This is a genomic window from Sphingomonas sp. Leaf23 (assembly GCF_001421585.1).
Classification (GTDB): Bacteria; Pseudomonadota; Alphaproteobacteria; order Sphingomonadales; family Sphingomonadaceae; genus Sphingomonas.
The window spans coordinates 767,342-788,084 of record NZ_LMKR01000003.1 but is presented as its reverse complement, the minus strand read 5'-3'; the positions used below and the strand labels follow the sequence as shown (position 1 = coordinate 788,084).

Annotated in this window: 16 protein-coding genes; 11 read left to right on the top strand and 5 right to left on the bottom strand. The window is 67.3% G+C overall.

Going from position 1 to position 20,743, the window contains the following annotated elements; all coding sequences use genetic code 11:
- Positions 1 to 49: 49 nt before the first annotated feature.
- Positions 50 to 2,179: an alpha-glucuronidase family glycosyl hydrolase gene (locus tag ASE67_RS12060; protein ID WP_055761273.1), complete on the bottom strand. Its 2,130-nt coding sequence runs from the start codon at positions 2,177 to 2,179 to the stop codon at positions 50 to 52.
- 103 nt (positions 2,180 to 2,282) lie between these two features.
- On the opposite strand from ASE67_RS12060, the gene ASE67_RS12055 reads away from it, so the two are divergent.
- Positions 2,283 to 3,431, top strand: a complete 1,149-nt coding sequence (locus ASE67_RS12055; RefSeq protein ID WP_055761271.1) for an endo-1,4-beta-xylanase — start codon at positions 2,283 to 2,285, stop codon at positions 3,429 to 3,431.
- Between the two features lie 30 nt (positions 3,432 to 3,461).
- Here ASE67_RS12055 and ASE67_RS12050 read toward each other — a convergent pair whose 3' ends face one another.
- Both ASE67_RS12050 and ASE67_RS12045 read right to left on the bottom strand, forming a co-directional pair.
- Positions 3,462 to 7,688, bottom strand: coding sequence for a translocation/assembly module TamB domain-containing protein (locus tag ASE67_RS12050; RefSeq protein ID WP_055761268.1), 4,227 nt, complete (start codon positions 7,686 to 7,688; stop codon positions 3,462 to 3,464).
- Positions 7,688 to 9,802, bottom strand: coding sequence for an autotransporter assembly complex protein TamA (locus ASE67_RS12045; RefSeq protein WP_082457111.1), 2,115 nt, complete (start codon positions 9,800 to 9,802; stop codon positions 7,688 to 7,690). The genes ASE67_RS12050 and ASE67_RS12045 overlap by 1 nt, the downstream gene beginning before the upstream one ends.
- 196 nt (positions 9,803 to 9,998) lie before the next feature.
- Between ASE67_RS12045 and ASE67_RS12040 the strand changes: the two genes are divergently transcribed.
- Positions 9,999 to 11,003, top strand: a complete 1,005-nt coding sequence (locus ASE67_RS12040; protein WP_235511887.1) for a YihY/virulence factor BrkB family protein — start codon at positions 9,999 to 10,001, stop codon at positions 11,001 to 11,003.
- Here the strand turns inward: ASE67_RS12040 and ASE67_RS12035 are convergent.
- A complete protein-coding gene (locus tag ASE67_RS12035; protein ID WP_235511886.1) occupies positions 10,997 to 11,458 on the bottom strand; it encodes a MarR family winged helix-turn-helix transcriptional regulator in 462 nt (153 codons plus the stop codon). The genes ASE67_RS12040 and ASE67_RS12035 overlap by 7 nt on opposite strands.
- A 101-nt stretch (positions 11,459 to 11,559) precedes the next feature.
- Here ASE67_RS12035 and gntA point away from each other — a divergent pair, with 101 nt between their 5' ends.
- Together gntA and ASE67_RS12025 are read left to right on the top strand one after the other, a co-directional pair.
- On the top strand, positions 11,560 to 12,246 hold the full coding sequence (gntA, locus tag ASE67_RS12030) for a guanitoxin biosynthesis heme-dependent pre-guanitoxin N-hydroxylase GntA (RefSeq protein ID WP_200922214.1): 687 nt from the start codon (positions 11,560 to 11,562) through the stop codon (positions 12,244 to 12,246).
- The gene (locus ASE67_RS12025) at positions 12,243 to 12,830 is read left to right on the top strand and encodes a DUF1989 domain-containing protein (protein ID WP_156348594.1); all 588 of its coding nucleotides are present in this window, start codon (positions 12,243 to 12,245) and stop codon (positions 12,828 to 12,830) included. The genes gntA and ASE67_RS12025 overlap by 4 nt, the downstream gene beginning before the upstream one ends.
- Here ASE67_RS12025 and ASE67_RS12020 read toward each other — a convergent pair.
- On the bottom strand, positions 12,827 to 13,573 hold the full coding sequence (locus ASE67_RS12020) for a prepilin peptidase (protein ID WP_055761259.1): 747 nt from the start codon (positions 13,571 to 13,573) through the stop codon (positions 12,827 to 12,829). The genes ASE67_RS12025 and ASE67_RS12020 overlap by 4 nt on opposite strands.
- A gap of 86 nt (positions 13,574 to 13,659) precedes the next feature.
- Between ASE67_RS12020 and ASE67_RS12015 the strand changes: the two genes are divergently transcribed.
- From ASE67_RS12015 to ASE67_RS11985, 7 genes are all read left to right on the top strand, one after another.
- Positions 13,660 to 14,844 carry an acetyl-CoA C-acyltransferase gene (locus ASE67_RS12015; RefSeq protein WP_055761256.1) on the top strand — a complete coding sequence of 395 codons (1,185 nt, stop codon included), beginning with the start codon at positions 13,660 to 13,662 and terminating at the stop codon, positions 14,842 to 14,844.
- Positions 14,845 to 14,907: 63 nt separating this feature from the next.
- Positions 14,908 to 17,184 carry an FdhF/YdeP family oxidoreductase gene (locus ASE67_RS12010; RefSeq protein WP_055761253.1) on the top strand — a complete coding sequence of 759 codons (2,277 nt, stop codon included), beginning with the start codon at positions 14,908 to 14,910 and terminating at the stop codon, positions 17,182 to 17,184.
- Positions 17,184 to 17,963, top strand: a complete 780-nt coding sequence (gene fdhD, locus ASE67_RS12005) for a formate dehydrogenase accessory sulfurtransferase FdhD (RefSeq protein ID WP_055761249.1) — start codon at positions 17,184 to 17,186, stop codon at positions 17,961 to 17,963. The genes ASE67_RS12010 and fdhD overlap by 1 nt, the downstream gene beginning before the upstream one ends.
- A complete protein-coding gene (mobA, locus tag ASE67_RS12000) occupies positions 17,960 to 18,502 on the top strand; it encodes a molybdenum cofactor guanylyltransferase (protein ID WP_055761246.1) in 543 nt (180 codons plus the stop codon). Before fdhD ends, mobA begins: the two co-directional genes overlap by 4 nt.
- Positions 18,502 to 18,975: a chemotaxis protein CheW gene (locus ASE67_RS11995; RefSeq protein WP_055761243.1), complete on the top strand. Its 474-nt coding sequence runs from the start codon at positions 18,502 to 18,504 to the stop codon at positions 18,973 to 18,975. Before mobA ends, ASE67_RS11995 begins: the two co-directional genes overlap by 1 nt.
- Positions 18,972 to 20,234, top strand: coding sequence for a CheR family methyltransferase (locus ASE67_RS11990; RefSeq protein ID WP_200922213.1), 1,263 nt, complete (start codon positions 18,972 to 18,974; stop codon positions 20,232 to 20,234). Before ASE67_RS11995 ends, ASE67_RS11990 begins: the two co-directional genes overlap by 4 nt.
- The gene (locus ASE67_RS11985; RefSeq protein WP_055761238.1) at positions 20,231 to 20,743 is read left to right on the top strand and encodes a chemotaxis protein CheW; all 513 of its coding nucleotides are present in this window, start codon (positions 20,231 to 20,233) and stop codon (positions 20,741 to 20,743) included. The genes ASE67_RS11990 and ASE67_RS11985 overlap by 4 nt, the downstream gene beginning before the upstream one ends.

The following is a 20,743-nucleotide window of genomic DNA, read 5'->3' as shown; positions in this document are numbered from 1 at the left end:
CCCCGGCCTTGCGCCGGGGTCCCCCTTCTTCGTTAGAACAGCGGAAACCCTACCGCCCATTCCCTGGCGCATAGGGGGTCCGAACCGCCTTGTACCACGCCAGCGGATGCGCCGGCGGCACCACACCTGCCGGCAACGCCCGCCCCGACACCTGGGCGAAATAGGCGATACAGGCATCCCGCCACCACTGCGCCTCGGCCCGCTGGATCGTCAGGAACTGGCTGACCTCGGCATGGCGCTGGTCATCCACCTTTCCTTTGAGCGCCGCCCACTGCCCCTGCATCGCCGCGACCTCGGCCACGCCCCGGTCGTACCGCCCGACCAATTCCTCCCACAGCGTCCGCCCCGACGCCATCCGCCGCTCCCACGGCACATGGTGGAACCACAGCAACAGGTCCTCGGGCACCGTCGCCGGATCGCCCCACCGCTTCGCCAGCGCCGGTGCATATTGCCCGACCGCATCGCTACCGCTCCGCGTCCGGTCGAACCCAACCCCCACGCGGTCGGCCTTGTGATAATAGACCGGGTTCCAATCCGGCCGCGCCAGATCGTCGACCCATGGCCCCGGCCCGTAATGATGCCCGGTCGCGAACAGGTGGTGCAGCCCCAGCGGCATCATGTAATCGACCACCGCCTGCCGCGACCGCAGCATCATCGCCGCCACCGGCTCGGCCACCGCCTGCCCCCACGTCATCGCCGCCCAGTCGCGCGCGATGGCGTCGGCTCGATCGTCTGGGTTCCACGCCAGCCGCCCAAAGGCATACCAGTTCGCCTGATCGAACTGCGACCCCGACCAGTTGCGATCGCTCCCGACATTGGCCACCCCCGCCATCCCGCTCAGCCCAACCGGGCGCGCCAGCACGTCGGCAACGGTCACACCCTTTCGCGGGCGCCAGGTGTCGCTCCGCAACACCTCCTCCCACATCGGCCCCAGATAGGCGAGGTGGGTGGCGAACCCCAGATACTCCTTGGTGATCTGCACTTCCATCATCAGCGGCGTGCGCGGCATCGCCCCGAACAGCGGATGGAACGGCTCGCGCGGCTGGAAATCGATTGGCCCGTTCTTCACCTGCACGATCACATTGTCTGCGAACGTCCCGTCGAGCGGCTGGAACTCGCTATAGGCCTGCTTCGCACGATCCTCCGGCTTGTCATGGGCATAGACGAACGCCCGCCACATCACGACCCCGCCATGGGGCTTGAGCGCGGCGGCCAGCATGTTTGCCCCCTCGGCATGGCTCCGGCCATAATCCCCCGGCCCCGGCTGCCCCTCCGAATTGGCCTTCACCAGAAAGCCGCCGAAATCGGGGATGCGGGCATAGATTTCGTCGGCCTTCGCCCGCCACCACGCCGCGACCTGCGGGTCGAGCGGGTCGGCGGTCTTCAGGCCCCCGACCTCGATCGGTGCCGAAAACTTCGCTGACAGGTAGACGCGGATGCCCCATGGGCGAAAGATCACCGCCAACCGCTCGACCTTCTCCAGAAACGCCGGGGTCAGCATATCCGGGCTGGCATTGACGTTGTTCAGCACGGTCCCGTTGATCCCGACCGACGCATTGGCCCGCGCATAATCGGTATAGCGCGGGTCGCTGAAGCCCGGCAGTTTCTGCCAGTCCCACAGCGATTGCCCCGCATAGCCACGCTCGACATAGCGGTCGGGATTATCCCAATGGTTCAGCACCCTGAGCGCCAGCCGCGGCCGTTCGACAATCGACAGCCGGTCGAGAGCCTGCCCGGTCTGGACAATCCGCAACAGCTGGAACGCGCCATACAGCACCCCCACCGGCCGGTTCGCCGCGATCACCGTGATGGCATGCCCGTCGACCACCGCCGACCGCAGCACATAGCCCTCCGGCCCTACTTCCGACAGCGGCAGGCGCAACGCCGCGATCCGCCCCGACCGGGCAGTCCCGATCAGAATTGCCCCGTCCGCCACCGCACCGGTCGCAACCTGCCGACCGGTCAGCCCCGACAGTCCGCGCTCCAGCTCCGCCGCCGCGTGCGCGATCGTGGCATCCTGCTCGTCCCTAACGACCACCCTCGCCTTCACAGCGACCGCCGCCGCCTGCGATGTCGGCAGCGTCCGATAGCGCAGCCACAGGTCATAACCGTCCTCGGCATGGGCCGGCGCCGTCCACGCCATGCACAGCAGCACCGCCCACCCGATCGCTCTCAGCATCCTGCATCCCTTCCTCCCGTCTGACCGACGGCGTTGACTCGGGGATATCATCCCGGACATGGTAACGCTACCACGTCGAAGAACGTGGGAATGGGAGAGCCTGATGACCATGATCGATCGCCGCAGCATATTGGCCGGAGGTGCCGCGATGTTGGCCGCGCAAGGCGTGTCCGCAGCCGCGGCGGTATTGACGCCGAACGCCGCCGCCGCACAGCGCGGGCGCCGCTTCGGCTCCGCCTTCGCCTGGGCCCCGCCCGGACGCGACGCCGCGTCGTTCAACAATCCGGCCTATGCCGCGCTGCTGCAACGCGACTGTGCGGTGCTGGTCGCCGAAAACCAGATGAAGTGGCAGGCGCTCCGCCCCGCCGCCGACCGGTTCGACTTTGCCCAATTCGACGCGATGGTCGATTGGGCGATGCGGCACGGCTTCGCGATGCGCGGGCACACGCTCTACTGGGCCTATTCAAAGTGGTTTCCGGCGTGGCTCAACAACCAGGACTTCGGGCAGCGCCCTGCGACGGCAGCGGCGGGCATCCTCGACCAGCATATCGAGACCGTCACCAAACGCTATGGTCGCAAGATCGACAGCTATGACGTGGTGAACGAGGCGGTCGATCCCGATAGCGGCGACTTGCGCGAAACGTCGCTGTCGCGGGCGATGGGCGGGACGGCCAATGTCCTCGACCACGCCTTCCGCACCGCCCGCGCCGCCGCGCCGCATGCCGAGCTGGTCTATAACGATTATATGAGCTGGGAAGACGGCAACGAGAAGCATCGCGCCGGCGTGCTGTCGCTGCTGGAGGCGTTCCGCAAGCGGGGCACGCCGGTCGATTCGCTGGGCGTGCAGTCGCATATCGGCCTGTTCCAGCCGACCACCGATGCCGGTGCGGTCGCCCACCGGCTGGAACCGGAATGGCGGCGGTTCCTCGACCGGGTGGTGGCGATGGGATACCGGCTGGTCATTACCGAATTCGACGTGCGCGATCGCGGCCTGCCCGTCGCTGTGGCCCCACGCGACCGCGGCGTCGCCGACTTTACGCGCGCCTATCTGGACATCATGCTGTCCTATCCGCAGCTGGGCGACGTCCTCGCCTGGGGCCTGAGCGACCGCTACAGCTGGCTGCGCGGGTTCGAACCGCGTCCCGACGGTGCAGTCGCGCGCGGCTGCCCCTATGACATGGAGCTTCGCCCCAAGCCGCTGCGCGATGCCATGATCGCGGCGCTGGCCGGCGGCGTGCCCCGCAAACGCTGAACCGGCGGCGGTGTCACCCGCCGCCGCCCATCAATAATCGCGGCTGTAGCGCAGCGATGCGTTCGACCCGCCGAACGATCCGGTCTGCGACAACAGGCTCAGCGTCTTGGTCAGCGCGATCTGAATCTGCGTGGCGGTAAAGCCGCGCGCGTCGGTGATGATCTCGACATAGATATCGTCGGTCAGGTACTTGCCCGCCGCCAGCGACGTACCACGCCCGCTCGCCTCATCGCCGCCCATCACGCGCAGCCGGTCGAACCCGGTCGCCGAGCGCAGCTTGCCCAGGGGATTCAGTCCGCCGCCGCCCGAGCCGCGCAGCGAGTTCAACGCCGCCGCCAGCTGGATCGCCTCGGTCGCCGACAGGTTCGTCACCGAACTACCGAACAACAGCCGCGACAGCACCTCGTCCTGCGCCAGCGACGGCGTGGAGTTGAACGCGATCTGCGGTGCCTGCGCGGTGCCCGACACGTTGATCGTGGCAGTGATCCCCTCGGCAGTGGTCGATGCGACGATATCGATGACGGGGTTCATATAATCCTCGCCCTCGAACCGGATCATGCCGCGTTCGACCTCGAACCGCTTGCCGGCGAACGAATAGGTCCCGCGCACGAGCTGCAACTGCCCGTTGATCGTCGGTGCGGCGGACGTGCCGGCGACGCGCAGGTTCGCCTGCCATTCCGATTCCAGCCCCATGCCCGACACGAACAGCCGGTTGTCGGCTCGCACCCGCAGCGCGAGGCGGAACAGGCCGGCAGATACCGCCGCCTGCCGCTGCTGCACGGCGTCCGGCCGGTTCGCATCGCTCTTGCGCCGGACCCCGGTCAGCTCCGGTACTTCGGCCGCACCCTGGCGAATGATCTGGTACCGTGCCTCGGGGATGATGATATCGCCCGAGATCAGCCCGCCGTCGCGCCCGTTCTGGATACGGATATCGCCGGTCGCCGATGCACCCAGTGCGTCGCTCCGCGCGAGCTGGGCATTACGCAGCTGTGCCTTGATATCGATCGGAAAGCCACTGTTGGCCGCCAGCCCGACCGTGCCCTGTGCCGCGACCGTCCCTTCGCCGGCACGCGCCCGCATCTGGGTCAGTTCGAACCGATCGTTGGTGAACCGCCCGTCGATGCCGAGATTGGTCAGCCGGGTGCCCAGCGTCTCATTCTCATAGGTCAGGTTGTTCGCCCGGACGATGCCGGTCAGCTGCGGTGCCTGCACCCGTCCGCCGAAATCGGCGGCAAGGCCGATCGGTCCCGACAATTGCTGGTCGGCCAGCCCTGCGAAGGAGAACAGCACGCCCGCCGGTCCATTGTACCGGATACCGCCCGACAGCGGCGCCGCCAGCATCCGCATGACCCACGATCCGCTGCCCGGCGGCAGCGGCCGGAGGTTCGCGACCATCCGCCCCACCGTCGTCGTGCCACGTCGGATCAGCGCCCGTCCGCTGCCGCCTTCGGGACGAAGATCGCCGGCGAAGACGATATCGACCGGTTCGGAGATCGAGGCGAGGCTGGTCCGCTGGAAATTGCGGATGGTCAGCCGGGCATCGGCGCGCGGGAAGCTCTGATCCGCCGCCTGCGCGAAATCGAGGCTGCCGGTCGCGGTGCCGCCAAGGCCGGTATCGGGGACGAAGGCGTTGACGATGCTCAGGTCCAGCCGGTCGAGCCGGGTCTGGATCGACATGCCATTGCCATAGACACCCGCCGCACGGATCGAACCCTGCGCGAAATCGATACGGGTCGGATACAGGCGATAGCCGCCCGGTACCGAAGTGATCCGCGCCGGATTGACCGTCTTGAACGGGATCGAATTGGCCACACCCTGCAACGCGACCAGATAGTCGTTCGGCCGGAGCCGCGCGTTGGCCGCGACCCGGAACGGGACGCCCGAAGATCCTTCGGCGAACAGCTGCGCCGTTCCGTTGCCGCCGCGATAGTTGATCTTGGCGCGGCTGCGCTGGACCACGAAATCGCCCATCGACAGGTTGGCGACCTGGGCGTCGGCGACGATTTCCGGCTGGTCGTACAGCACCGCGCTGCCGGTCACGATCGCGCGACCGATCCGCAGGCCCATATTGCCAGGGATCACCGCGTTCGATGCCTGCGCATTGACGTCGGCGCGCTGAAACTTGCCCTGCGCCGACAAGCGGGCGATGCCCGCGACGCCCGATCCGGCGAAATTCACCCGGCCCGCGAACGGCCCGGCGTCGGTTGCTTCGATCCGGCCGTCGATGTTCATGCCGGCAAAGGTCGCCGACCGGATGTCGGCCGCCAGGCGCGGCGCCGTCGACAGCAGCACGTCGGCGCGGAACGGGCCGTAATCGGTGTTGCCCGTCGCCTGGATCGCATAGCGATCACCCTGCCCGCGCACCCGCGCCTCCAATCCGATCAGCCCGACGCCGACGCCCGGTCGTGCGGCCTGCAGCAGCACCTGCGGCGCGGCGACGGTGCCGGTCACCCGTGCGGTGAGCGGACCATATTGCGTCGAATAGGCACCGGCATCGAACAGCAGCGGCCCGGCCGGATCATACCGGCCTGATCCGTTGGTGATGCGGAACTGCGGCGCGTTCATCCGCACATTGGCAAAACTGACGATCCCGTCCGGCCCCACCCCGACATCCGCCCGCGTGGTGGTGACATTGCCGCCCAGGAAGTTGCGGATGCCTTCGTTGAACAGCCGCGTCGTCTGCGCCACGACCCGGCCCTTGATCCCGAAGCCGCCATTCGGCGCGGCGTAGAGGCTGGCATCGGTCGTCAGGTTCAGGATGCCGATGCTGGCGACCTCGTAATCGTTGATCCGCCCCTTGAGCGCGCCGGTGTAGCGCCCGGTTGTCAGGTTCGCGGCGACGATCGCGGTCGCATCGATCCGGTCGGATCGGATGCGCAGATTGTCGGACAGCACCTGATCGCCCGAAATGGCCAGATCGCCGTTCAGCGCGACATTGGTGACCAGCCCGCCGACGGCTGCGTTCAGCCCGGAAATCCGGCGCGCTTTCGCCGCGATCGGGATCAGGATGCGGTTGGCATCGACTGTCGCCTTGCCCTCGGCATATAGCTGTTCAACGACGGTTTCGCCGAAGCCCAGTGCGGCGGCCTGTACCTTGTAATCCACGGTCGGCGTGGCGAACGCACCGTCCAGCACGACGGCGGCGCGCACCGATCGACCGTTCAGGTTCGTTGCGATCGCGCCGGGCGTCAGCAGCATCGCTTCGGTGCGGAAATTACCGAACCGGCTGTTGCCCAGATCGAGCAAACCGGTAGCGTTCACCGCCAATGCGCTGGAACGCAGTTGGATACGCGTATCGGCCTTGCGGTTTGCCAGCGCGGCGTCGATCGCCACATCCATGCGCGGTGCGGTCAGCCGCTCGACCGGTCCCTGCAGGATCAGCCCCGGCCGCGTCGATCCGCGCACCGTGAAACGACCATCGCGCCCGGTCAGCGCCAGGTCGGCCAGCGGCTGTCCGCCGAGCGTCCCGGCCAGTCGTCCGCGCCAATTGGCCCAGTCGCCTTGCCCGTCGACCGTGGCGACGATCGGCGCCTTCAGCCCGGCCAAGCTGGCGATCATGCCATTGGCCGGCCCGGTGATCCGTGCATCGACGTCGAATCGGTTATCGTCGGGAACGGCATCCAGCTTCAGTGCAACCCGGTCGCCGCCGGCCACGCCCGGCGCGGCAATGGTCGCGGCATTGGCGGTCAGCTGTGCGCGGCGGTCGGCGATATGTACCTCGCCGTCGAGCTTCGCGATATGGCGCTGCCCGGTCACCGCCGGCCCGACCTCGATCCGGTCGACCACCAGGCGGCTCACGTCGATGTCATAGTCGGGCAGCAGCGGCGCGTTGGGATCGCTCGGCGGCGTGTCCTTCAGCACCGGATTGCGGGCGTAGCGGACCAGCGGGCTGGTCAGGCTGCGGATATCAACATGCCCGTTTGCAAAGGCGAAGGGCCGCCAGTCAACCGCGATCGCCGGCGAATAGGCGAAGACACCCTTCGTATCGCTCAGCCGCAGGTCGCGAACCGTCATCGCGCCGTAGAGCGATCCATCGATCCGTCCGATATTGACCTTCAGCCCCGACGCCGTGGTGTAGCCGTCGAGCTTGCCGACAACGAACCCGCGCCCCGGCCCGGTGTTCAAACTGAACACCAGCGCCACGATCAGGAGCAGCAGCGCGACGATCGCGATGCCGATCCATTTCAGGATTTTGACCCATAGCGGGCGGTCACGCACGACGACGGTTTCGGTGGCGGGCATGTCGATGTCGGTCATCAGAATGCCTGCCCGATCGAGATATAGAGCGCGATCTTGGATTCTCCGGGTCGCCTAGCGATCGGCGTCGCGACATCGACCCGCATCGGGCCGAAATTGGTGTAGAAACGGCCGCCGATCCCCGCGCCGAAGCGGAGGTCGGAACCTTTGGGCAGGCTCGATTCATACACTTGGCCCGCGTCGATGAACGGCACGATCCCGAAATTGCCGAAGCGATAGCGCGCCTCCAGCGCAAATTCGTTCAGGCTGCGCCCACCGATCGGCCGGTTAAGGCTGTTGCCATCCTCGTCCACCTCCGGCGTGCGGGGTCCAAGCTCCTGAAAGCCGAAGCCGCGCACCGACCCGCCGCCACCGGCATAATAACGCCGCGACGGGGCAAGGTCGTCACGCGCGATTCCCTGGATCGATCCGGCGCGGGCACGACCGGCGATGACGATGCTCTCGCCGATCGGGTAGTACGCGGTTCCTTCGACCATGAACCGGCCATAGGGACGCGCGGCCCCCTGCACCGATGCTTCGGGGCTGGCGTTCAATTTCAGTCGGAAGCCCTTGGTCGGGTTCAGCAGATTGTCGGACGTGTCGAACCCGGCGAACAGCGGCAGCGCGGCGATGCCATAGGTCTTGCGACGACGCGCGCCGACGTCGAAGTCATAGGTGTCTTCGTTGGTGCCGATCAGTTCGGCGCCATAGGCATAGGTAAAACGCTTCTGCCAGATCGGCGTGGAATCATACGACCAGCGGATGCCGAGCGTGCCCGTGAACGCCTCGAACGCGTTGTAATTGCTGCGGCTGGCATTGGCGAGGATCTGGAAGGTCCGGTCGCGCCGTCCGGCGTTCGAGCGGCGGAACGTGACGCCCGCCCCCTGTTCCTGCGTTCCCGCCACGCCGCGTACGATCAGCGCACCTTCCGGTGGGAAGAGATTGCGATGCGTCCACGATCCTTCGAGGCGGATACCCTGTCCCGTGCCATAGCCCGCTTCGCCAGCCAGCGTCCGCGCCGGCCCGGCGTCCTGCTTGACCAGCAGATTGACATATTCGGTGCCGTCCGGCGCGACCTGCCCGGTGCGCTGCGGTTCGACCGATACGCCCGAAAACAGCCCGGTCGACACCAGCGCCGCGCGCAGGTCGTCGACCTTGCGATTGTCGTACAGTTCGCCCTGCTTGAACCGGGCGAGCACGCCGACATGCTCGGCATCGAAGGCGAGCTTGCCCGTCGTGGAATAGGTGCCGAACGACGACCGCGGCCCGGTTGTTACCGGCAGGGTATAGGCCCCGGTGACGGTCGTATCGTCGAGCAGGATGTCACGCTCTCCAACCTGGACGAACGGATAGCCCTGCTGCGGCAGCTTCAGGCTGACATTGGCCTCTGCCGCCTGGATGCGTTCGGCGTCGATCGGATCGCCGACTTTCAGCGGCAGTTCGCGCTGGACCAGGTTCGGCGGGACGGTCGGCTGGGTATCGATGCGGATCGAGCCCAGGGTGAACTGCTTACCCGGAAGGGCGGTGACGACCGCGCGCACCTTCTGACCCGGTGGCGTTTCGATCGCGGAGGTCGCGGTGCCGTCATAATAGCCCTTGGCGCGCATGATCCGGACGGCGAGCTGCTCGTCCTCCTTCGCACGGGCCTGCACCATTGCGGCGTTCGCGGCCTTGCCATCGCCTTCGCGCAGCGCCGACAGCGCACGGAACTGCGTTTCGCCGTCGATCGCGTCGAGGCCCTTGATGACGGTATCGTAGCGGATTTCGACCGCGCGCTTGTCGTCCACCCCGGCGACTTCGACCGGGGTCACGTTGAACGACGACAGCGGCGTCAGCGGCTGGGCAAGCTCGGGCGCTTCGGGCTGTACCGCATCGGGCAGGGTTTCGGCGGGGCGCTGCGCTTCGGTCGCGGGCACGGTTGGTGCCGGCAGCGGCTGGACCGGCGGCGGCGGCGACGGCTTGGCATCGAATCCCGACAGAGGCTCAAGCGGCGCGTTGATATCGCTGGAAAGGGTGGGCAGCGCCGCCTCGAACTCGCGATCGGGAACGATCGGCTCGACCGGCGGTTGCGCGGTGGTGGTGGCGGTCGTCGGCGGCGAAACGCGGTCCTGTGCCCGTGCGACCGGGATCATCATCGTACTGGCAAGCAGCGCAACCACCGTCGAGGCGCGAAATTCCCCCAAAACTTTGTCCCCGTCCCCTTGGCGGACGTTGCGACACACAACCCCCGTGAACCGAAAACGCCATGCGAACGAATTGGTTCATATCGAAATTTCACTGCATCCGATCCTGCCGCCGCCGCGTTGGTCGATGGCAGCAAGGGGAGCAGCGTTGACCGATACCGTACCGCCGATCGACCCGGTCACCATTCCGGGCAGCGCATCCGAACATCCATGGCAGCATCCGTGGCCCGCATGGCGTGCGATCTTCTTCCGCGTCTACACGATGGTCGGCTATCACAACCTGTCGCTGATGGCCGCCGGGGTTGCCTTCTACGCCTTTCTTTCGTTCGTGCCGCTCCTGGGTGCGATCGTCATGACCTATGGGCTGATCGCCGATCCCGCCACGGTCGCGCGGCATATGGAAACGATCTTCGAACTGGTGCCGGCCGACGCCGCCCGGCTGATCTCCGACCAGTTGATCGCGGTCGTCACCACCGCATCGACCCAGGCGGGCCTGGGCCTGTTCATCGCATTGCTGCTGTCGATCTATGGCGCAATGCGGGCCGCCAGCGCGATCATCCAGGCACTGAACGTGATTTATGAGGAAGAAGACGAGCGCAGCATCGTCATCACGACGCTGTTGTCCGCGATGCTGACAATCGCGGCGATCTTTGCCGGCGTCGTCGGCATCCTGTCGGCCGGCGTCTTGGCCTGGATTCGCAGCGAGACCGCGTTCCTCGGCACCGCCGGCGCGATCGTCGTGCAGGGGGCGACGTGGCTGGTCGCCGCGCTGATCGCCAGCGCCGCGATTGCCTTCGCCTATCGCTATGGGCCGGATCGGGCACGGGCCAAATGGCGCTGGCTGTCGGTCGGATCGGTCGCCGCCACTCTGCTCTGGCTGCTCGCCACCGTGCTGTTCGGGCTCTACGCCGCTAATTTCGCCAATTACAACGCGACCTATGGCGCGTTGGGTGCGGTCGTCGTGCTACTGATGTGGCTGTTCGTATCGAGCTTCGCGATCCTGATCGGCGCGGAGATCAATGCGGAGGCCGAACGACAGACGGCGGTGGACTCGACGGTGGGCCRCCCGCTGCCGATGGGAAAGCGCGGCGCGCGCCTTGCCGACAGCCTGCCCAGCACGCGTCAGATGAAGCCGCGGCGCGACCGTTACTGACCAGTGGTACGCTGTTCCATCGCATCGGCCGCCGCCTGGACGCGGGCCAGCATGTCGCGCAGGACGTCGATTTCCTGCGCGCTGAACGATGCGAACAGTTCCTGCTCGATCAGCAACGCCTTGGGCGCGACCTCATCGTACAGCGCCCGGCCGGATTTCGTGAGCCGCAGCAGGTGGGACCGCTGGTCGCCGGCATTCGCACTGCGTTCGACCAGCCCGCGATCGACCAGCGCGATCGCGCCGCGGCTGACCGTCACCTTGTCCATCCGGGTGGCGACGCACAACGCCTGCTGCGTGATGCCGTCATGTTCCGCGATGACCGTGACCAGCCGCCATTCGGGGATACGCAGGCCGAACAGCGAGCGGTAGGTGGAGGCGATGGCGTCCGACACCCGGTTCGATGCAATCGACAGGCGATACGGAAGGAAGTCGTCCAGAAGCAGTCGTTTGTTCACGGCGGCGATTGTTGCCGCTGTCCCCGCCGCCCGTCAACCGGCGGAACCGGTATCGCACGCGAAACGTAATGATGGTCCATTCACGAGCCGGGACCTCCGCAATGTTCAATTGGAAGCACGAGGCGCAGGACAGCCTCGAAGCGCTGCTGTTCGACCATATCGACGATCGCGCCTTTCCCTGTGTCGGGGCGAAATCGGCCATGGCGCGGGGCACGCTCGACGTTCTCGCCTGCTCCCGGATCGACAGCGCGTGGGACGATGTCCGCATCCACGACGCGCTGATGCGGCTGGCGGAGGATTATCGCCGCGACCGGGCGATGTATCGCAGCTTCGCGGTGATCTTCGAAGGGCCGGACGACCTGAGCGAACCGCAATTCGAACATGCGCTGTGGCAGCGGGTACAGTCGCTGTCGGACAAGGATGTGTGGCGCGGGCAGGATTACGACGCGCGGGTCAGCGCCGACCCTGACAACCCCCATTTTTCGCTGAGCTTCGGTGGCGAGGCATTCTTCATCGTCGGCCTCCACCCCCGCGCCAGCCGCCCCGCGCGTCGGTTCGAACGGCCGACGCTCGTCTTCAACCTGCACGACCAGTTCGAACGACTGCGCGCGGAGGGCAAGTACGAGACGATGCGCGAGAAAATCCTGGTACGGGACGAAGCACTGGCCGGCAGCCGCAACCCGATGCTCGCCCGCCATGGCGCCACCAGCGAGGCGCGGCAATATAGCGGCCGGGCGGTCGACGACCGCTGGGCCTGCCCGTTCCACTATACCGGCGCGCCGAAGTGAACGTCTCCATTCCCGAACGATCGGGCACCGCGTTCCGGCTGGCCAAGGGCGATACGCTGGTCGTGATCGATCCGCGCGGATGTCAGGTCGCCGACCTGCTGGCGTTCAGCGCCGATGATCTGGACGAGGTGATCTCTTCCGGTCGCACGCTGGATTATGCCGAGACGATCCGTCTGACCACCGGCCACGCGCTCTATTCGAACCGCAGCCGGGTAATGCTGGAGATCGTCGACGATACCGTCGGCACCCACGACTTTCTGCTGACGCCGTGTTCCTACGACACATTCCACCATTTCTATCCCGACCTGCCGCCGCACCGCGGGTGTTTCGGCAATCTCGCCGCCGCGCTGGAGCCGTATGGCGTGCAGCCCGATCGCATCCCGGTGGCGTTCAACTGCTTCATGAACGTGCCGGTCGATGGCGCGACAGGGCGTCTCAGTGTCCTGCCGCCGCTCAGCAAGGCGGGCGATTCGATCACGTTCCGCGCGGCGATGGATCTGGTGATCGGCCTTACCGCCTGTTCGGCACCGGCGTCGAACGGCGGCAGTTTCAAGCCCATCGAATATCGGATCGAACCGGCCTAGACCGCCCAGCTGAGAAACGCGGCCCCGGCGAGCAGCGTGCCCAATGGCAACCGGTCGGCTGCCGTCATCCGGCGACCGAGCAACGCGAGGGTCAGCACGACCGCCAACCCTGCCACGGACGCGATCAGCAGCACCTGTGGCAGCGCGCGCCAACCGAGCCACAGGCCGATCGCCCCGAACAGCTTCGGATCGCCACCGCCCAGCCCGATCCGCCCGCGCACCCTGCGATACCCCTCCGCCGCAAGCCACAGCACCCCGAACCCCGCAACGCCGCCGATCAGCCGCGCCTCCAGATCGGCACCCAGCCCCGCCACGCCGCCGGCCAGTGCCACCACCGCCAGCGCTCCCGTCAGCACATCGGGCAACCAGAAGGCTGCAAGGTCGATCGCGCCCAGCGCCAGCAACAGCCAGCCGCACGCGGCGCCGGCCACGCCCTCCCACCCCGGCGCGACCAGTCCGGCGACGACCCCGATTCCGGCGCCCAGAAACTCGGTAACGGCATGTCCCGGCGCGATCCGCGTCCCGCACGTCCGGCACCGCCCCCGCAGCAGCACAAAGCTGATGATCGGTATCAGCTCCATCGCGGTCAGCGTGCGCCCGCACCCGTCGCACATCGACCGCCCTGCCAGCGCCGATCGTCCCGCCGGCCAGCGGATGGCGATCGTCGCGATGAAGCTGCCGAACACTGCGCCCAGCGTTCCCAACAGGATCGGCCAGAAAGCGGGAGGCAGCGCAAGGATCATGGCCGGCGGCCTAGCGCGATTGCGGCGGCGCGGCCATCGCCCTAGATGATAACAAACGAAACAAGATAATCCCCGGAGAGCGTTCCATGTCCGATCCCGTCGTCATCCTGTCCTATGCCCGCACGCCGATGGGCAGTTTCCAGGGGGCGCTGTCGGGCGCCACCGCGACGCAGCTGGGCGCGACGGCGGTCGGTGCAGCGGTCGAGCGGGCCGGCCTGTCGGGCGAAGCGGTCGAGCGCATCTACATGGGCTGCGTCCTGCCCGCCGGGCTGGGACAGGCCCCCGCGCGGCAGGCGGCGCTGGGTGCGGGGTTGCCGGAGCATGTCGAGGCGACGACCGTCAACAAGATGTGCGGATCGGGGATGCAGGCGGTGATGATGGCCACCGACAGCATCGCCGCCGGCTCGGCCGATATCGTCGTCGCGGGCGGCATGGAGAGCATGACCAATGCCCCCTATCTGTCGCAGCGCCACCGCAGCGGCGCGCGGATCGGCCATGACCGGTTGCTCGACCATATGTATCTCGACGGGCTGGAGGATGCCTATGAACCCGGCCGGCTGATGGGCAGCTTTGCCGAGGAAACCGCCGCCGCCTATGGCTTCACCCGCGAGGCGCAGGACGCCTTCGCGATCGAATCGCTCAAGCGCGCGCAAGCGGCACAGACGTCGGGCGCATTCGATCGCGAGATCGTGGCCATGGAAATCGCCGGGCGAAAGGGCACGACCACCGTCCGCCTCGACGAACAGCCCGCGCGTGGCGACGTGGCAAAGATTCCGGCGCTGAAGCCCGCCTTTGCCAAGGACGGCACGATCACCGCCGCCAACGCATCTTCGATTTCCGACGGCGCGGCGGCGCTGGTGCTGGCGCGCGCCTCGGTCGCCGAGCGGCTGGGACTAACCCCAATCGCGCGGATCGTCGCCCACGCCGGATACGCCCATGCCCCCGCCCGCTTCGCCACCGCCCCGGTCTTCGCAATGCGCCACGTAATGGAGCGGGCCGGCTGGAGCGCGGACGCGATCGATCTGTTCGAGGTGAATGAGGCCTTCGCCTGCGTCACCATGGCGGCGATGCACGACCTGGGCCTGCCCCACGACCGGGTCAACGTGCACGGCGGTGCCTGCGCGCTTGGCCATCCGATCGGGGCGAGCGGTGCACGGGTGCTGGCGACGCTGTTGTCGGCACTGGAGACGCGCGTGCAGCGGCGCGGACTTGCCTCGCTGTGCATCGGCGGGGGTGAGGCGACCGCGCTGGCGCTCGAAATAGTCAACTGAGGACCGGAACCTTATCGCCCCGCCCGGCGTAGCCTACGCCACAGGCGTAGAAAAGGAATTGCCGTGGCGGATCGGGACGATGTGGTGGGATATGACGGCCCGGCAGGCGGTTGGGGCTCGGTCAAGGGGATGTCGAAGGTCCTTGCCAAGGAGCGTAACCGCCCCGCCGCGCTGGCGCAACTCGCCCGGCAGAACAAGACCAAAGGGTTCATGTGCACGTCCTGCGCATGGGGCAAGCCGGCCGAGCCGCACCCGTTCGAATTCTGCGAAAACGGCGCCAAGGCGACCCTTTGGGACCTGACGCCCAATCGCTGCACGCCCGAATTCTTTGCCGAACATTCGGTCAGCGAATTGAAGACGTGGAAGGATTTCGACCTCGAACATGTCGGGCGGCTGACGCACCCGATGCGCTACGACCATGCCACCGACCATTATGTCGAATGCGGCTGGGACGAGGCGTTCGCCGCGATCGGCGCGGAATTGCGCGCCATAGACCCGAAGAAGGCGATCTTCTACGCGTCGGGTCGGGCCAGCCTCGAAACCTCATATCTATACGCGCTGTTCGCCCGCCTCTACGGCCACAACAACCTGCCCGACAGCTCGAACATGTGCCATGAGACGACCTCGGTCGCGCTCAAGAAGACGATCGGCGCGCCGGTCGGTACCTCGATCCTCGACGATTTCGAACATTGCGATGCGATGTTCTTCTTCGGCCAGAATACCGGGTCGAACAGTCCGCGCTTCCTCCACCCCTTGCGCGACGCGGTGAAGCGCGGATGCAAGATCGTGACGTTTAACCCGGTCAAGGAACCGGGCCTGATCGCCTTCACCGATCCGCAGAACCCGTTCGAGATGGCGACGCGCAGCGAGACGAAGATCAGCTGCCAATATCATCAGGTAAAGCCCGGCGGCGACGTCGCGGTGATGATCGGCCTCGCCAAGCATGTGCTGGCCGCCGAGGACAAGAGCTGGGCCGAGCATCAGGTCCATGTGCTCGACATCGACTTCATCGAACAGCACACCCATGGCTGGGCCGAATTCGAGGCAATGGTCCGCGCGACCGACTGGGCCGATATCGAACGCGAAAGCGGCCTGCCCCGTGCCGATATCGAGGCGGCGGGACAGGTCTATGTCGAGGCGGATCGCACGATCGGCATCTACGGCATGGGCCTGACGCAGCAGGTGAACGGGTTCGATAACGTCGCGACCTATGTCAACCTGCTGCTGATGAAGGGCAATATCGGGCGCGTCGGCACCGGCATGTCGCCGGTACGCGGGCACAGCAATGTGCAGGGCCAGCGCACCGTCGGCATTTCGGAAAAGCCCGAACTGGTGCCGATGGATCGCCTGCGTGAGCTGTTCGATTTCGAACCGCCGATGGACCATGGCCACAACACCGTCACCGCCTGCGAAGGCATCCTGAAGGGCGAGATCGACGCCTTCCTGTCGCTGGGCGGCAATTTCCTGCGCGCGATCCCCGATCTGGGACGGATCGAAGCGGCGTGGCCGCAGATGCGCCTGACGGTGCAGATCGCGACGAAGCTGAACCGCAGCCACCTTATCAACGGCAAGGTCGCCTATCTCCTCCCCTGCCTCGTGCGGACCGAGGTCGACCAGCAGGCAGGCGGCGAACAGATTGTCACGATCGAGGATACGTTCAGCCACATCCACGGATCGATCGCGACGCACGAACCGGCGAGCGAGCATCTAAAGTCCGAGGTCGCGATCGTCGCCGGCATCGCGAAGGCGACGCTCGACCCCAATCCGAAGGTCGACTGGGACGGATGGACCGGCGACTATGCCAAGGTCCGCAAGCTAATCGAGGATACCTATCCCGACCAGTTCCACGATTTCGAGGAACGGATGTTCACGCCCGGCGGCTTTTATCGCGGTAATTCCGCACGCGAGCGCGTGTGGAAGACGGAGAGCGGCAAGGCGGAATTTACCGTGCCGCGTTCGCTGTCGGGCACCAACATTCCCGATGCGCCGGGCCGGTTGCGGCTGGTGACGCTGCGGTCGAACGACCAGTTCAACACGACCATCTATGGCTATGACGACCGCTTTCGCGGCATCACTGGCACGCGCGACGTCGTGCTGATGAACCCGAAGGAGATCGAGAAGGCCGGTCTGCACAAGGGGCAGGTCGTGACCATCGTCGGCGACGGCGACGACGGAATCGATCGCCGCGTTTCGGGCCTGAAGGTCGTGCCGTTCGACCTGCCCGATGGCTGCATCGCGGGCTATTATCCCGAACTCAACCCGCTGATCCCGCTGGGCTGGCATGATTTCGGGTCGCAGACGCCGGCGGCAAAGGCGGTGCCGGTGCGTATCGTCGCCTGATGGACCAGGGGGGGCATGCCACCCGGCGGTTCGACCGGGTGGCCGCATCGGGGGATGCCGAAAGACAGGAACGCGCAGTCGCGGTCGAGGCACCGGTCGCGGTCGAGGTCAATGGGTTGGGCTACGCGGTGCTGATGGCGACGCCCGCCGACCTGACCGACCTGGCGTATGGCTTTTTGCTCGCCGAGCGGCTGGTCGACAATGCAAGGGAAGTGATCGACGTGACGGCGCACGGGGTTGCGGCGGGCACCTTGCTGCGCGTCACCCTCACGCCTGCGCGCCACGATCGGGTGGCCGATCGTGTGCGGCATCGGGTGTCGGAATCGTCGTGCGGGCTGTGCGGGATCGAAAATCTCGAACAGGCGCTGCGGCCGCTGCCGCCCTTGTCCGCGACAAGCACGGCTTCCCCGGCGGCGATCCTTGGGGCGGCGGCGGCGCTGCGCGATCACCAGCCTTTGGCCCGGACGACCGGCGCCACCCATGCCGCCGCGCTGTGTGCGCCGGACGGCACGATCCGGCTGGTGCGCGAGGATGTCGGGCGGCACAACGCCTTCGACAAACTAATCGGCGCGATGCGGCGCAGCGGCCTCGACTGGGACGGCGGTTTTGCCCTGCTCTCGTCGCGCTGTTCGTTCGAACTGGTCGAAAAGGCGGTGCTGGCCGGCTGTCCGTTGCTCGCGACGCTGTCGGCGGCGACCACGCTTGCGGTCGACCGTGCCGCCGCCGCCGGCCTGTCGCTGCGTACATCGGTGCGGGGCGACGCGGTGCTGGCGTCGTGATCCTAGGGGCGATCCTTGCTGGCGGACGCTCGACCCGGTTCGGGAGCGACAAGGCGCTGGCGACGCTCGGTGGGCGGGCGTTGATCGACCGGGTGGTCGATGCGCTTGCCCCCCAGGTCGATGCACTGGTCGTGGTCGGCCGGGCGCATTCCGGCATCGCCAGCATCGCCGACCGCCCCGCCCCTGATTTGGGACCGTTGGGTGGGATCGGGGCAGCGCTGCATCATGCGGCGACCCACGGCTTTGCGCAGGTGCTGACCGTGCCGTGCGACGCCCCCCTGCTGCCCGCCGAGCTGCGCCGGTACCTGTCGGCCGCCGGGCCGGCGGTGTATCTGTCCGACCTGCCGGTGGTGGGGTGGTGGCCCGCAACGGCGGCGACCACGCTCGACGCATTGCTGGCGGCAGGGGGATCGCGGTCGGTGCGAGCCTTTGCCGACCGGATCGGCGCGCAGGGCATCAGCGGCCCGTCCGAAATTGCGAACGTCAACACCCCGGCCGATCTGGCGCTGCTGGCGAAGCACGATATAGCCGACCGGTGATGACCGCATCGTTCCTGATCCTGCGCATCGGCGATACCCGCCTCGCGCTGCCCATGGCGGCGGTGCGCGAGGTGCTGCCGCTGCTGCCGATCGACGTGCCGCCGGGCCTCCCGCGCCCGCTGCTCGGCTTCGTGACGCTGCAGGGGCGGCCGGTGCCGGTGCTGGCGCCGCGCGTGCTGCTCGACCCACAGCACGCGCCGGCAACGATCGATCTGTCGGCGCATCTCGTCCGGTTGCGTGACGATATCTGCCTGCTGGTCGACCGGGCAGAGGATGTGGCGTCCGGTGCGGTCGGGTCCCTCGCCACCGGTCACAGCCTGAACGCCGCGATCGTCGGCGAACTGCCGCTGGCGACCAGCGGCATCGCCCATGTCGTCGCGCCCGACCGGCTGCTGCTGGACAGCGAACGCGCGGTGCTGGCGGTGCTGACCGCCGCCGCCGCCGAACGCCGCGACCAATGGAGCGCGGCATGATCGGCGACGACGCCTTTGCCGAGGTGAAGGCACTGGTGATCGCGCGAACCGGCCACCATTATTATGCGGACAAGGACGCCCAGCTCGCCGATCGCGTAGCGCAGCGGATGGTCGCGACCGGCGATGTTACGATCGGCGACTATCGCGCGCGACTGCGCGATCCGGCCGACCCCGAATGGCCGCTGCTCGAAAGCGCGGTCACGATCAACGAGACGTTCTTCTTTCGGTTCGCCGAACAGTTCGAGGCGCTGAAGACCCATATCCTGCCCGCGATGATCGACCGCCACCGGGAGGACCGCCGGCTGCGGATCTGGAGCGTCGGCTGCTCGACCGGGGCGGAGGCGCATTCGGTCGCGATCCTGCTCACCGACCTGCTGGGCGACGCGATCGCCGACTGGCGCATCGCGCTGACCGGCACCGATATCGACGAAGCGGCGCTGGAGGCGGCGCGCCGGGCGGAATATTCGTCCTGGGCGCTGCGCACGATGGGCGAAGGCGAGCGCACGCGGCTGTTCGACCGAACCGGCGAGCGCTATCGGTTGAAGGACCGGTATCGTGGGCTTGCCCGGTTCGAACGCCACAACCTGCTGGCGATGATCGACGCCGCCGCGCCGCTGGGGTTCAGCGATTACGACCTGATCCTGTGCCGCAATGTCCTGATCTATTTTTCGCAGGATGACTCGACCGCGATCGTCGGCGCACTGGTCGCGCGACTGGCGACCGACGGTATCCTGCTGCTCGGCCATGCCGAACCCAATCCCGGCTTCGACGCGGTGGCCGACAGCGACCTGACCGCGGGCATCCTGACCTACCGCGCGCCGGGCACGCGGCAGAGGCCCGTGCCCCCACCTGCGCCGCTTGTGCCGCCGCCTCCCGCACCACGCGCGCCCCGCCCCGCCCCGATCCGGGCGACAGCGGTGCCACCCGTTCCGGCACCCGAGCCAAAGGTCGTCCGCGCCCCCGATGCCGTCGCCCATTATTTCATCGCGCTCGACGCACTGGCATCGGGCGACAAGGACCGCGCCGAGCGGGCGTTTCGCGACGCGCTGTATCTCGATCGGTCTTTTGCCATGGCGCATTACCAGTTCGGCCATTACCTGCTGGCGCAGGGACGCACGCCCGATGGTCGCCGTAGCCTGACCAATGCGTTGCGCGTCGCCAGCGCCCTTGCCCCCGATACCGAACTGGCCGAAGGCGACGGGATGACCGCCGGCGCGATGACCGCCGCCATCCGCCATGCGATCGGAACCGGGCAATGAACGCACCCATCCTGTCCGCCGACGGCCTTGATGCCGATGCGATCGCCGCGATCCTCGCCGCGCGTCAGCGCAGGCACGCGCAGGCACGGCAGGCCGATGACCGGCCGACCGAAACGCTGCTGGTGTTCGAATTGGGCGGGGTGGCGCACGGTCTGCCGATCGACTGCGTACGCGCGGTCGCCCCGTTGCCGAAGGTCACGCGCCTGCCCGGCGCTTCCGCGCCCTTGAGCGGGCTGGTCGCGTGGCGGGGCACGGTGGTGAACCTGTTCGCGCTCGCCACCCTGCTCGACCGCGACGCGGCGGGCGCCGCGACGATGATCGTCCTGCGGCACGACGCGCCGCGGATCGCGCTGTCGGTCGATGCGGTGGCGGGGGTCGTGACGATGCCCCGGCAGGACGCTACCCCCACGCTCTCGACGCTCGTCATCGATGGCGACGAACGGTTGACACGCATCGATCCTATCGTGCTGATCGAACGACTACTCCCCGCCCGTCTTCAGGAAGGATAA

Excerpts from the sequence above, each read along its gene's own strand:
- ASE67_RS12020 (WP_055761259.1), bottom strand. The coding sequence starts at position 13,573 with ATGATCCTTGCGCTGCCTCCCGCTTTCTGGCCGATCCTGTTGGGAACG.
- ASE67_RS12060 (WP_055761273.1), bottom strand. The coding sequence starts at position 2,179 with ATGCTGAGAGCGATCGGGTGGGCGGTGCTGCTGTGCATGGCGTGGACG.
- ASE67_RS12045 (WP_082457111.1), bottom strand. The coding sequence starts at position 9,802 with ATGATGATCCCGGTCGCACGGGCACAGGACCGCGTTTCGCCGCCGACG.
- ASE67_RS12055 (WP_055761271.1), top strand. The coding sequence starts at position 2,283 with ATGACCATGATCGATCGCCGCAGCATATTGGCCGGAGGTGCCGCGATG.
- gntA (WP_200922214.1), top strand. The coding sequence starts at position 11,560 with ATGTTCAATTGGAAGCACGAGGCGCAGGACAGCCTCGAAGCGCTGCTG.
- ASE67_RS12015 (WP_055761256.1), top strand. The coding sequence starts at position 13,660 with ATGTCCGATCCCGTCGTCATCCTGTCCTATGCCCGCACGCCGATGGGC.
- ASE67_RS11985 (WP_055761238.1), top strand. The coding sequence starts at position 20,231 with ATGAACGCACCCATCCTGTCCGCCGACGGCCTTGATGCCGATGCGATC.
- fdhD (WP_055761249.1), top strand. The coding sequence starts at position 17,184 with ATGGACCAGGGGGGGCATGCCACCCGGCGGTTCGACCGGGTGGCCGCA.
- ASE67_RS11995 (WP_055761243.1), top strand. The coding sequence starts at position 18,502 with ATGACCGCATCGTTCCTGATCCTGCGCATCGGCGATACCCGCCTCGCG.
- ASE67_RS12050 (WP_055761268.1), bottom strand. The coding sequence starts at position 7,688 with ATGACCGACATCGACATGCCCGCCACCGAAACCGTCGTCGTGCGTGAC.
- ASE67_RS11990 (WP_200922213.1), top strand. The coding sequence starts at position 18,972 with ATGATCGGCGACGACGCCTTTGCCGAGGTGAAGGCACTGGTGATCGCG.